This window comes from Bradyrhizobium sp. JYMT SZCCT0428, from assembly GCF_018131075.1.
Taxonomy (GTDB): Bacteria; Pseudomonadota; Alphaproteobacteria; order Rhizobiales; family Xanthobacteraceae; genus Bradyrhizobium.
In genome coordinates this window covers 140669-149999 of record NZ_JAFCLS010000004.1, presented here as the reverse complement: position 1 = coordinate 149999, position 9331 = coordinate 140669, and the positions used below count along the sequence as shown (strand labels likewise).

General features: G+C 62.5%; 18 protein-coding genes. 10 read left to right on the top strand and 8 right to left on the bottom strand.

Features of this window, described 5'->3' with window-relative positions; translation table 11 throughout:
* Position 1: 1 nt before the first annotated feature.
* From JQ575_RS05690 to JQ575_RS05665, 6 genes are read right to left on the bottom strand one after another with little or no spacing between them, the layout of a single operon-like run.
* Positions 2 to 436: a hypothetical protein gene (locus JQ575_RS05690; protein ID WP_212032271.1), complete on the bottom strand. Its 435-nt coding sequence runs from the start codon at positions 434 to 436 to the stop codon at positions 2 to 4.
* Positions 433 to 1011, bottom strand: a complete 579-nt coding sequence (locus tag JQ575_RS05685) for a hypothetical protein (RefSeq protein WP_212032270.1) — start codon at positions 1009 to 1011, stop codon at positions 433 to 435. Before JQ575_RS05685 ends, JQ575_RS05690 begins: the two co-directional genes overlap by 4 nt.
* Positions 1008 to 1250: a hypothetical protein gene (locus JQ575_RS05680; RefSeq protein ID WP_212032269.1), complete on the bottom strand. Its 243-nt coding sequence runs from the start codon at positions 1248 to 1250 to the stop codon at positions 1008 to 1010. Before JQ575_RS05680 ends, JQ575_RS05685 begins: the two co-directional genes overlap by 4 nt.
* Entirely contained in the window at positions 1247 to 1453 is a 207-nt protein-coding gene (locus JQ575_RS05675) for a hypothetical protein (protein ID WP_212032268.1), read from the bottom strand. The genes JQ575_RS05680 and JQ575_RS05675 overlap by 4 nt, the downstream gene beginning before the upstream one ends.
* On the bottom strand, positions 1435 to 1773 hold the full coding sequence (locus JQ575_RS05670) for a hypothetical protein (RefSeq protein ID WP_212032267.1): 339 nt from the start codon (positions 1771 to 1773) through the stop codon (positions 1435 to 1437). The genes JQ575_RS05675 and JQ575_RS05670 overlap by 19 nt, the downstream gene beginning before the upstream one ends.
* Positions 1770 to 2192, bottom strand: a complete 423-nt coding sequence (locus JQ575_RS05665) for a hypothetical protein (RefSeq protein ID WP_212032266.1) — start codon at positions 2190 to 2192, stop codon at positions 1770 to 1772. Before JQ575_RS05665 ends, JQ575_RS05670 begins: the two co-directional genes overlap by 4 nt.
* Before the next feature lie 160 nt (positions 2193 to 2352).
* On the opposite strand from JQ575_RS05665, the gene JQ575_RS05660 reads away from it, so the two are divergent.
* Complete coding sequence (locus tag JQ575_RS05660) at positions 2353 to 2871, top strand: hypothetical protein (RefSeq protein WP_212032265.1); 519 nt, start codon at positions 2353 to 2355, stop codon at positions 2869 to 2871.
* Here JQ575_RS05660 and JQ575_RS05655 read toward each other — a convergent pair.
* The gene (locus JQ575_RS05655; RefSeq protein ID WP_212032264.1) at positions 2868 to 3536 is read right to left on the bottom strand and encodes a hypothetical protein; all 669 of its coding nucleotides are present in this window, start codon (positions 3534 to 3536) and stop codon (positions 2868 to 2870) included. The two genes, JQ575_RS05660 and JQ575_RS05655, sit on opposite strands and share 4 nt — an antisense overlap.
* A 323-nt stretch (positions 3537 to 3859) precedes the next feature.
* On the opposite strand from JQ575_RS05655, the gene JQ575_RS05650 reads away from it, so the two are divergent.
* From JQ575_RS05650 to JQ575_RS44425, 9 genes are all read left to right on the top strand, one after another.
* Positions 3860 to 4111 (top strand): hypothetical protein, encoded by a 252-nt coding sequence (locus JQ575_RS05650; protein ID WP_212032263.1) that lies wholly within the window; start codon positions 3860 to 3862, stop codon positions 4109 to 4111.
* Positions 4112 to 4255: 144 nt separating this feature from the next.
* Positions 4256 to 4813: an ASCH domain-containing protein gene (locus tag JQ575_RS05645; protein WP_212032262.1), complete on the top strand. Its 558-nt coding sequence runs from the start codon at positions 4256 to 4258 to the stop codon at positions 4811 to 4813.
* On the top strand, positions 4810 to 4938 hold the full coding sequence (locus JQ575_RS45615; RefSeq protein WP_283842587.1) for a hypothetical protein: 129 nt from the start codon (positions 4810 to 4812) through the stop codon (positions 4936 to 4938). The genes JQ575_RS05645 and JQ575_RS45615 overlap by 4 nt, the downstream gene beginning before the upstream one ends.
* A 327-nt stretch (positions 4939 to 5265) precedes the next feature.
* Positions 5266 to 5424: a hypothetical protein gene (locus JQ575_RS05640; protein ID WP_212032261.1), complete on the top strand. Its 159-nt coding sequence runs from the start codon at positions 5266 to 5268 to the stop codon at positions 5422 to 5424.
* A gap of 225 nt (positions 5425 to 5649) precedes the next feature.
* Positions 5650 to 6048, top strand: a complete 399-nt coding sequence (locus JQ575_RS05635) for a hypothetical protein (RefSeq protein WP_212032260.1) — start codon at positions 5650 to 5652, stop codon at positions 6046 to 6048.
* Positions 6045 to 6386, top strand: a complete 342-nt coding sequence (locus JQ575_RS05630; RefSeq protein ID WP_249166455.1) for a hypothetical protein — start codon at positions 6045 to 6047, stop codon at positions 6384 to 6386. Before JQ575_RS05635 ends, JQ575_RS05630 begins: the two co-directional genes overlap by 4 nt.
* The gene (locus JQ575_RS05625; RefSeq protein ID WP_212032259.1) at positions 6383 to 6526 is read left to right on the top strand and encodes a hypothetical protein; all 144 of its coding nucleotides are present in this window, start codon (positions 6383 to 6385) and stop codon (positions 6524 to 6526) included. The genes JQ575_RS05630 and JQ575_RS05625 overlap by 4 nt, the downstream gene beginning before the upstream one ends.
* Positions 6519 to 7547: a DUF5131 family protein gene (locus JQ575_RS05620; protein ID WP_212032258.1), complete on the top strand. Its 1029-nt coding sequence runs from the start codon at positions 6519 to 6521 to the stop codon at positions 7545 to 7547. Before JQ575_RS05625 ends, JQ575_RS05620 begins: the two co-directional genes overlap by 8 nt.
* The gene (locus JQ575_RS44425; RefSeq protein WP_249166454.1) at positions 7544 to 8659 is read left to right on the top strand and encodes an MT-A70 family methyltransferase; all 1116 of its coding nucleotides are present in this window, start codon (positions 7544 to 7546) and stop codon (positions 8657 to 8659) included. The genes JQ575_RS05620 and JQ575_RS44425 overlap by 4 nt, the downstream gene beginning before the upstream one ends.
* A gap of 5 nt (positions 8660 to 8664) precedes the next feature.
* Here JQ575_RS44425 and JQ575_RS05610 read toward each other — a convergent pair whose 3' ends face one another.
* Complete coding sequence (locus tag JQ575_RS05610) at positions 8665 to 9297, bottom strand: hypothetical protein (RefSeq protein ID WP_212032257.1); 633 nt, start codon at positions 9295 to 9297, stop codon at positions 8665 to 8667.
* Positions 9298 to 9331 lie beyond the last annotated feature (34 nt).

The following is a 9331-nucleotide window of genomic DNA, read 5'->3' as shown; positions in this document are numbered from 1 at the left end:
TTCATTGCCCCCGCTCTCCAATTGCAATCATGATGATGGCGCGCATCGCGACCAGGTCGCCGCGATGCGCGTACAGACGCTCGGCAGCAATCAACGGATTGATGCCGAGTGAATTCCAGAATTCACGTTCGCCGCGATTGTGCTGCGCGTCGCGATCGAGACGGTGACAGCCTGAGCACAGCGGGACGCTATGCCGGTCGTCAGGCTTCCTGCCGAGGCCGGAGGCCTTGCCGAACGCCGCGCTGGCGTAGCGGACATGGGCGGCCTCTGACGGCTCCATGCCGCATTTCAGGCACGGCAGCGTCCGGATGGCCGCAAGGTACGGCAGATCCCGCCCGGCCACTTCCCGGCGTACCGGGGGCTGGGTCGACACGCGCTTGAGAAGCGAGCCGGGCGGGAAGGGGTGTACGATGCGGCGGGGGAAGTTGGCGTTCATTCTGACGCCGCCTTTAGCCAGGGCGCGTCGACATTGTCCGTCGAGCGGCCGTGAATTTCCGAGAACGATCGCCAGCCGACCTCAGTGAAATCGCGATTGTAGACCTCGCCGCGCGGCAGGATTGGCGTCCATGATGGATCGCAGAACAGCCGATAGTGGTGCACGTCGGCGTGCTTGCCTTCCGGGCTGTACGGCGGTTCAACCCAGCACTTGCGCGTCTCGCTCTCGAAGAACGCCTCCGCGATCGTCTGGGCCTGGCGCTTGTCGAACGGCAGCGGCGCATCAGTCGGGTTGACGCAGAACGATATCGACAGGTGCAGGCAGCGTTCATAGTCGGGATTTTTCCACCAGCCGTTCGAATGGTGGCCACGGTCCCGCGAATAGATCAGCCTGGCGCTTACATCAGGAGCGATCGAATACAGGTGGCTGCATTGTCGCAATAGCTGCATCGTGGCCTTTTCGGCGCGACCTTCGTAAATGCCGCGCTTCGCCCTCAACCTCGCGAAGCTGACGAGCGGTGCCAGTTCGGTGAACAGGATCGGGCGCGGCTGGTTCGGCAGGATCAGCTGCATCATGGCCCTGACATCTCCAGCGCCACCACGGCCTCTTGCATCGCGACCTGCCGGGCATCGTCGATCAACATCGCGATATCGACCGCCTTGAACTTGCCGAGCAGCGTCAGGACGGCGTCGCGTTCACAGTAGTAGCTGCCGGCCTCGATCAGGGCCTTTGCCATCTCCGCAACGATCGCGCTACGGTTGACTTCGACCAGGGGGCCGTCAACCGGCCGGAAGGGAATGATCGTCGCGCTCATGCGACCAGCTTCCGGTTGGCCTGGCCGTCCAGCACAAAGGGAAACGCCACAGAGCCGGCATCGATCGCGAACGTCGTTCGCTTGCACGGCTTGCAAACGAAGCGCTCGCTGCCGGCCATGTGGGTTTCCGGGATGCCGTGTGCGGTATCGTGCAAGTGCCAGTGATAGGTGGTGGCGGCGCAGGTCAGGCAGTGGTGCTGCATGCATCCTCCTTATGGTCGCGATGGTTGAAAATTGCCCGGAGGCTGCCGACGCAAAGCTCGCGCTCGACGGGATCAAAGTCGGAAGGCATCACCTTGCCCGCCGGCTCGTATTTGAGCATCTTGCGCAGCGCGGCCGGTGTGGTCGTCACGAACTCAACGGGACGATCGTCCGTCTCCCTGCCAACGCGCACGGTGAGGCGAACGACCTTGGCCCGTTTCAACAGGCGAAGCAGATCCTCGACGGTTCGGCCGTAGACGCTCCGCGCTTCCTTCGCGCGGGTCAGGGCCTCCCACTCGATGCGCATCGCTTCTGTGATCATGCGAACACGTTCCTTCCGCCAGACCAGCCCATCGCCTCCTGGTAGCCGCACAGCCGCTTGCGGGCGCGCGCGGCAGCCGACACGGCGTCATTGAGCTCTGAGAGCTCGTCAGGCGTGAAGCGGCTGCGATCGATGATCGGCGTCGAAAGCCGACGCTGGCCCGCGAGGTTGGCGGCGATTGTGACCACCAGAAACCGGCCGCGCGTTTCGTCGACCGTCACCAGAGCCTTCGGGATCCAGACGGCGCCGACCGCATCATCATCGTCGGAGACGAAAAGGTCGGTCGCCGTTTCACCGTGCCGAAACAACATCAGCACGGTCAGGTGACCGACCACGGACGAAATAGATCGGCGACCAAACGAGCGCGGGGCCGCGGGGAAGGGTACGATGCTGGCGGTAGTCTGGGACAGGTTACGCATCACAATGATTCCCGTAAGGTTGTTTCACGGGAAACATTAGTCGGGACATAATGTCCCAATGTCAAGGCCATTGTGTCCCTAGAGCGCGATTTTCGCCCAAAAAAGCCGCGCTAACTTTCTTTTCCGGCTACACTGCCATCTTTCGGGAGGGGGATTTTCGATGAAGCGATCAGCCTTTGTCTTGATGGCTTTGCTCTGTCCGGCCGGCGCGCTCGCTCAGGCGCCCGTCAAGGCGCCCGCAGTTGCGGCGCAGCCGCCAAAAGAGATCAAGCTTCCGGTCGAGCGTGCGATTTCGCTACAGATCGGAGAAACCCGGCTCTTCGAGTTTGGCGCTTCCGTAATCAGGGTGGACATCTCCCCAGACAATATCGTGGAGGCCAAGTCCGTGGATGTCGGGACGCCCGGTCAACCAGCCTTTGCTTTCAAAGGGACCGCAATGGGCAGAGTTATTGTGGTTGCCCGGGCCCAGGACGGTAGCGAGGTCAACCGCCTCCAGTTCGTGATCGGAGGCCGGCAGGTGAGAATATATAGGCCGGACGAGCCGGACTTTTTCAGGGTCAATTGCGACGAATTCGCCTGCGGCCAAGGCACCTCCAGCAAGCGTACACCAAGCTCGATAGTAACGCGCACGCCAACCGGCGGCGGCGGCTTTATCGATCGGTCGTATACAAGAGACTAGCCTGCCCGACGGGCGGCGGGCTTAGAGGCGCGTTTCCGGTAGCGCTCCACCGGGGCGGCGAGTTCGTCGTCTCTGTCGCCCTTGATGAGGCTTTCCACAGGAATTCCTGCGAGCAGGGCGAGTCGCGGCAGCTTTCGGATGGGAAAGGTGTCGCCGCGGTTGACGCACTTCTTCCAGCTCTCGACGGGCATTTCCAGATACTCGGCCATGGCCTCGTGGGTCCGCTTGCCTTGAATGCGGCTAAGCCGCTCCTGGAAGGCCATCTGCCAAGCGCTTTCCGCCAGTTTCCCGTCGTCTTTTCCCATCGGGCCAGAATGTCCCACAGGAGATTTTAAGTCCCGGCCCATGATGCCCTTGCAAATCGGGACATGGCGTCCCAATAATCCGGGCATGGAAAGTGATTCGCCCACCATCACCTCGTTTAGAGACGTCATTGACCTCTGGCCCTCAAGGGAGGTCATGGCGGCGGATGTGGACTGCGGCGGGTCGTCGAGGGTCCGGAAGTGGTGGCAGCGGAATAATATTCCGTCCGACTGGTGGCGGCGCGTTTTGGAAACCGACCGGGCCAAGGCGTCCAATTTGACTTCGGATTTGTTCGCGCGCTTGGCCGATAAAACCGAAGAGGCCCGGGCATGACGCACCGGCAAGCGAACCACTGTTCCCATAGTCCCATCCCGTTTTTTTTGCTGTTGCGGGATGGAAGCATTCTAGACCGGCACCTGTCACGGGAATATTTTTCCGATGCATCGTTAACGCTAAATGATGCTGGCTCCATAAGCCTCGCATGCGGCGCACAATTCCCGGTTGATCGCGCAGGCGCTTCTCAAACTCGATCGGCCGCGCCGCGTTTGGTTGCATTCACGACACCAGCCACAACCAAAACCTGCGCCACCATCTTTGCATCTCTGCCGCGCGCCAGGCGCGCAACGTCTCATCAATCTCATTCATTTGCTGCTTCTCAGTGTTGCGTTGTGGGGGGAGTTTCATCATGGGAACAGGATCGAATCAGCGGCGCCGCCGGTCAAAACGTATTAGGGAAGAAAACTTCCCTATCTCTCTGTTCGGCCGTTGCGTGGTCATCGCGGCGCGCGGCGTTAAGCCGGGCGACTGGCTCGCGGAGCGCATCACGGAGCAAGGCGGCAAGTGTACGCCGCGCAACGCCAACCTCATCATCGCCGGCAAGCAGAAGCCCAATGCACGCGCCGTACATGCGCTCAACGGCGCTTTGCTGGCGGAATAATTCCAGTTCGGGCGACGGCCTTGGCATCCAACAGCCCGGGTCAATGACATGGGGCGGGCTCTTTGTGCCGACGGCTCCATCGGGAAGGGCGGATGAATCCGCTAAATGCCCCGCCGTCGCCCGATTCAATGATCGGAGGGCGGCATGAAGGCGATTTCGCTTTGGCAGCCATGGGCCTCACTGATCGCGTGCGGCGCTAAGCCATACGAAACACGACACTGGGCGCCGCCGCGCGAACTGATCGGCGAGCGCATCGCCATCCACGCCGCGAAGAAAGTTGATGCTGGCGGTCGCGCATTCGCTGAGGACTTGATATACGGCCAGCACGGCGACGACGGTTTTGCGCTCGCCGAGAAGCTCTCCGGCACAATGAAGGGTATCCCTGACGAACTGATGGGTGCGTTCGGCATGGCGATGATGCCCGTCGGCTGCCTGGTCTGCACGGCCACGCTCGATGCCGCCTTTCAACTTGGCGAGAAAGCCGAAGGCACGCTGCGTCCTGCGGCAAGCGTCGTCCGCCGCATGGTCAGCCGACAGATGCCCGATTGCTTCACCGTTCGACACGACGAGTTCGGCGACTACTCGCCGGGCCGATGGGCTTGGCTGCTGCGCGATATTCGCGTGCTGTTCCCGACCGATGGCACCGTTGGTCGCCAAGGCTTCTTCGACGTTCCTCTCTCAGATGATCGGAGGGCGGCATGAACGTGCTCCTGGCCGTCATCGGGCTCTGGCTCGCCGTTAACATCGTTTGCTTTGCCTGGATGTTTTTCCGCCCCACGCGGGCAATCGACCACCATGAATTCCGCGAGGTCCGCCGTCTCCGATAGCTGATCGCCCTCGCGTCCACAGTTCCCAGTTGCAGTGCGTTTTGATCTTCCGCGCGCCCGGTCATTTCCGAGCGTCAGATTTTTTGTCTCGAATTTTGGGAACGATCCCATGCCGCTATTCAACAATCGCCGTCCCCGTCCGGTGTTCGGGAAGGCACAGCGCCAAGATTTCACAACCCGTCCGCCGAAGGGACTTAGCCATGGTCCAGCGGACGGACGATCGGACGCCCGGCGTAGTGACTGCAGCGAGAGTTGCCCCTCCGCTGCGGTCCGGTCCCCCGCCGCGGCGTCCGATCTGCCTTTCCTCAAGCTGGTGAGGGATTGCTGATGTCGGTCGGCCTTTCCATCGATCTGGACGACGCCAGCCTGTCGCTGGCCCTGCTCGCCGTCTTGCTGGCGGTCAGCCTGGCCGCGGCCGTGATCCGCCGCCACCTCGACCGCTCGCCGGTCGATCGCATCATCCTCAAGCGGCATTTTGGGGTGTGATCATGCTGGCTTGGCTCCGCTCCGTCTTCGCAAAGCCGCGCCCCGTCGATCCGTTCGCCTCGCCGATCGGCGACATCCCGAACGTGCCGCTGCCGGCTGGCTCGATCCTCGAAGGCCCGGCCGAGCGATCGCTTACTGAGGCCGGCATCGGCTACACGGCGCGCGAACTCAACCAATTCCGTTCCGCCCGGCGTGCCGCGCCAGCGGGGCAGGGCAGCGGCGGGAATGGAAAATCCTCTCAAGGGCCCGCCGCTGCTAGTCCCTCTATTCCCTCTTCATGGAGGGGTCACCGTGCACACTAATTTCACGCCAGCCGAACACGCCAATTTTATCGCCGCCAAGGTCATTGCCTATGCGACCGCGTTTCTCGACGGGCGCCACGACATCATCACGCTCGGCCGCAATTCCAGGTCCGCTCAAATGGAAGTGATGGCGGCGGTCGACGATCCCCAGGCAAAGGCAATCCTCGATCCGGTGCGGCTGCTGATCGTCTCGATGATGGGCACGGCCTATGCCGTGGGCGACGGGCGGCAGGACCGCTGGCAGCAGGTGATGGGTGCGTTGGTGGAGTTAGTGCGTCACGAGGCCACTGAACTCAAACGAACCGGGGCGCAGCGCTCATGATCCGGCCGTTATCGCAAACCTTGAACGACCTTATCGGCTTTGCCGAGGAAACGGTCACCCGGCCGAACCGGTATTCCGGCCATGCGCTGGGCGCCCGTTTCGGCGAACTCGCTGCCGAGATCCGTGGAGCCGATGCTCGGCCGGCGGAAGCCGTTCGCACCACGCGCGCCGCAATGGTCATGGTGTACGCGCTGGAGGGGTTTTATGCCGGCGAGCCCGAGGCCGGCTCGCGCTCACTGGAATCGCCATGGCTGATGCTCGCCGGCGCCGCGCTGCCGCTGCTGCGCGTCGAGGCATGGATCGCCTTTAACAACGAGAAGGCGGCGAGGGGCACATGACGCGGGTCGTCAAAGTTCTGCTGCTGATCGTCTTCGTGCCGCTCGGAGCGATTGCCTGGGAGGCGGTCCAGATCGCCGCAACCATCAAGGGCAGCCGCGCATGGGCTTCCCTCGAGCGTTTCTGGTGGTCCCATGGCTGACAAATCCGCCATCGAATGGACCGACGCTACCGTCAATTTCTGGTGGGGCTGCACCAAGGTCGGGCCCGGCTGTGATCACTGCTATGCGGAGACGTGGGCAAAGCGCACCGGCGGCTCGCATTGGGGCCATGGCGTGCCGCGACGCAGGATCGAGAGCGCCGCAAAGTTGATCCATCGGCTCGACAACGGCTACGCGGATTTTGCTGCCGATTGGCACGTTGCCGATGGCAATGCGCAGGCGTTCGGTCTTCCTCGTCCGCGACCGGGCTCTACCCGCCGCGTCTTCATCCAGTCGATGTCCGATCTGTTCGATCTGGAAGTGCCCGTCGAATGGTTTGCCGAGGCGTGGGGCCTGATCAAGACCTGCAACCGTATCGAGATCCAGATCGTCACCAAGCGCATCAGCGCCGTCGAGAAGCGGCTGGCCGAGATCGGCGAGACGGCCTGGCCGAAACATGCCGGGCTGATCATCACGGTGGTCAACCAGGCCGAGGCCGATCGGGACGTGCCGCGACTGCTGGCGCTCAAGGCAAAGCTCGGGATTCCGTGGGTCGGTCTCAGCTGTGAACCGCTTCTGGGTCCGATCGATCTTGCCCCGTGGTTACCGTGGGTCGAGAACGACCCTGCCGATCCGCGCATGGTCATCGCGGAAATTCCGGTAGCAGGCGGCTGTGACCTTGAGCAGCAGGTGATCGATTGGGTCATCGCAGGCGGTGAAAGCGGCCGAGAGGCGAGGTCAGCGCATCCGGCTTGGCCGCGAGCGTTGCGCGATCAATGCGCATCGGCCCGCACACCCTTCCTGTTCAAACAGTGGGGCGAATGGGCGCCATCAACGCCTGAGCAAGCGGCCGGCAATCCCCGGTCCGGCTGGCAATGCCTGGCCGGCCACCCGCATGTCGCGCGGGCTGCTGAACCGTATCCCGAAGCTGGAGCGGCGTTTGTCGAGCGCGTCGGCAAGAAAGCCGCCGGCCGGATGCCGGATGGCGTCGAGCACAACGGATTCCCCAAGGTCCCCGCATGAACCTGCTGGTCGCATACGATCGGGCCCGCGCCGCGATCGCCGAGGCCAAGACGGTCAAGGCGACGTTGCAGATCCGCGACTGGATCGATCACTTGAAACTGCACGCCAAGAAAGTGCAGGACCGCGAACTGCTGGCGGAAGCGGCTGATCTGCAGCTGCACTGTGAGCGGCAGCTGGGCGAGATGCTGGAGGCGGCCGAGAAGGCGGGCGATCTGCGCGCGCCAGGCGCGCGCGGCAAGGCCGCCGGCGCCGATGTCGACGACGCGCGACCTGCGACACTGAAGGAAATCGGCGTCGACAAGAAATTGTCGGCTACGTCCCGGCGAGCAGCTGCGCTTGGTGAGGCCGAGTTCAAAGAGATCGTCGCCACCACGCGCGACAAGATCAGAAGCGGCGGCGCCATCCTGATCGACCCGATCAAGGCAGCGGCCAAGACGGCCGAACAGAACGATCGCCGCGCCGCGCATGCCGCCCGCACCATTGGCGGCGGTTCGATCGAGGATCTCGGCAAGATGGCGCGCGAGGGCCGCAAGTTCGGCTCGATCGGCTCCGACCCGCAATGGAAGTTTTTGACCCGATCCGCCGCCGGCGAGGGCCGCAGCGCCAACATCCACTACAAGACCGAAGAGGTCGACAAGATCAAAAACCTGCCGGTCGGCGAGCTGCTCGCCGATGACGGCGCGTTCTACATGTGGATGGTCGACTGGTGCCCGCAGGATGCGCTCGATCTGCTGGCACACTACGGCCTGCAGCACATCACCACCGCGTTTACATGGGTCAAGACGAATGGTGATGGAAGGATTGGCGCTCCGCTCGATCCGTTCGCCGCCTCGACCTGGCACATGGGGCAGGGCTACTGGACCCGCGCCAATCCGGAAGTGTGCTGGTTCGCGACCAAGGCCGATTCAAAGAAAAAGCCAAAGCGGCTCTATGCCGACGTCCGACAGCTGATCGTCGCGCCCGTCATGGAGCACTCGCGCAAGCCCGATGCCTGGCTGGATCGCATCGAGCGGCTGACACCAGGCGATTACCTCGAGCTGCAGGCGCGCCGCACCCGGCCAGGCTGGGTCTCATGGGGCGATGAGCTGGAATTCACGGGGGTAGCGGCGTGACTAGGCTATCTCACATTGTCGATCGCTGTTCGCGCGCGTTCGAGCGCGGCGACGGTTTTGTCATGCAGGTTGTCGAAAATCTCTCCGAAGTATCGGACCTGCTTGGGCGGCGAAACCGGACGATACGACCATTTTTGATCTTCATTGATGCGCAGCATGACTTTGTAATCGAAATAGATCGCTCTGATCCCGGCGATCATTGTCGACAATTGGCGTGGCAGCCGATCCAGATTTGCCCACGCCTCATCGAGTCTGCTCCCCATAGCGAGGGTGAAGTCGCTCGCTTGCAGCGTTCTCGTCCCCTCCCAATTGGGAGGGTTGATTCTCAAGCGCTCGGTCTCGATCTCGGTCTTGAGTTCGCGAAGGGAGAATTCCAGCCGCAGCAGTACACCCAGCGTGACCCGAGCGTGCTCTCGCTCATTCAGTTCACGATCGAGCGCAACTTTGGCCATGGCAGCTTCGTATGCGAGCCGTGCGCCGCGATAGACAATGCCAGCTCCTCCGAGGGCAGTTATGGCTGCCAACAACGGCTGCCACGTGCTCAACGTGAAGCCTTTCGGGTCCATGCTGATGGCTATCACCAGTACCGTCGAAAACATCAGCAGGCTAAGAGCCAGGACGTCATATCTTCGAGCCATTGCCCAGCGCTTCCCCATGCCAATGTGCAATTGA

Coding starts and splice junctions, on each gene's coding strand:
- JQ575_RS05640 (WP_212032261.1), top strand. CDS start 5,266: ATGTCGGTCGGCCTTTCCATCGATCTGGACGACGCCAGCCTGTCGCTG.
- JQ575_RS05685 (WP_212032270.1), bottom strand. CDS start 1,011: ATGATGCAGCTGATCCTGCCGAACCAGCCGCGCCCGATCCTGTTCACC.
- JQ575_RS05690 (WP_212032271.1), bottom strand. CDS start 436: ATGAACGCCAACTTCCCCCGCCGCATCGTACACCCCTTCCCGCCCGGC.
- JQ575_RS05610 (WP_212032257.1), bottom strand. CDS start 9,297: ATGGCTCGAAGATATGACGTCCTGGCTCTTAGCCTGCTGATGTTTTCG.
- JQ575_RS05630 (WP_249166455.1), top strand. CDS start 6,045: ATGATCCGGCCGTTATCGCAAACCTTGAACGACCTTATCGGCTTTGCC.
- JQ575_RS05650 (WP_212032263.1), top strand. CDS start 3,860: ATGGGAACAGGATCGAATCAGCGGCGCCGCCGGTCAAAACGTATTAGG.
- JQ575_RS05620 (WP_212032258.1), top strand. CDS start 6,519: ATGGCTGACAAATCCGCCATCGAATGGACCGACGCTACCGTCAATTTC.
- JQ575_RS05680 (WP_212032269.1), bottom strand. CDS start 1,250: ATGAGCGCGACGATCATTCCCTTCCGGCCGGTTGACGGCCCCCTGGTC.
- JQ575_RS44425 (WP_249166454.1), top strand. CDS start 7,544: ATGAACCTGCTGGTCGCATACGATCGGGCCCGCGCCGCGATCGCCGAG.
- JQ575_RS05625 (WP_212032259.1), top strand. CDS start 6,383: ATGACGCGGGTCGTCAAAGTTCTGCTGCTGATCGTCTTCGTGCCGCTC.
- JQ575_RS05665 (WP_212032266.1), bottom strand. CDS start 2,192: ATGCGTAACCTGTCCCAGACTACCGCCAGCATCGTACCCTTCCCCGCG.
- JQ575_RS05635 (WP_212032260.1), top strand. CDS start 5,650: ATGGAAAATCCTCTCAAGGGCCCGCCGCTGCTAGTCCCTCTATTCCCT.
- JQ575_RS05660 (WP_212032265.1), top strand. CDS start 2,353: ATGAAGCGATCAGCCTTTGTCTTGATGGCTTTGCTCTGTCCGGCCGGC.
- JQ575_RS45615 (WP_283842587.1), top strand. CDS start 4,810: ATGAACGTGCTCCTGGCCGTCATCGGGCTCTGGCTCGCCGTTAACATC.
- JQ575_RS05670 (WP_212032267.1), bottom strand. CDS start 1,773: ATGATCACAGAAGCGATGCGCATCGAGTGGGAGGCCCTGACCCGCGCG.
- JQ575_RS05645 (WP_212032262.1), top strand. CDS start 4,256: ATGAAGGCGATTTCGCTTTGGCAGCCATGGGCCTCACTGATCGCGTGC.
- JQ575_RS05675 (WP_212032268.1), bottom strand. CDS start 1,453: ATGCAGCACCACTGCCTGACCTGCGCCGCCACCACCTATCACTGGCAC.
- JQ575_RS05655 (WP_212032264.1), bottom strand. CDS start 3,536: ATGGGAACAGTGGTTCGCTTGCCGGTGCGTCATGCCCGGGCCTCTTCG.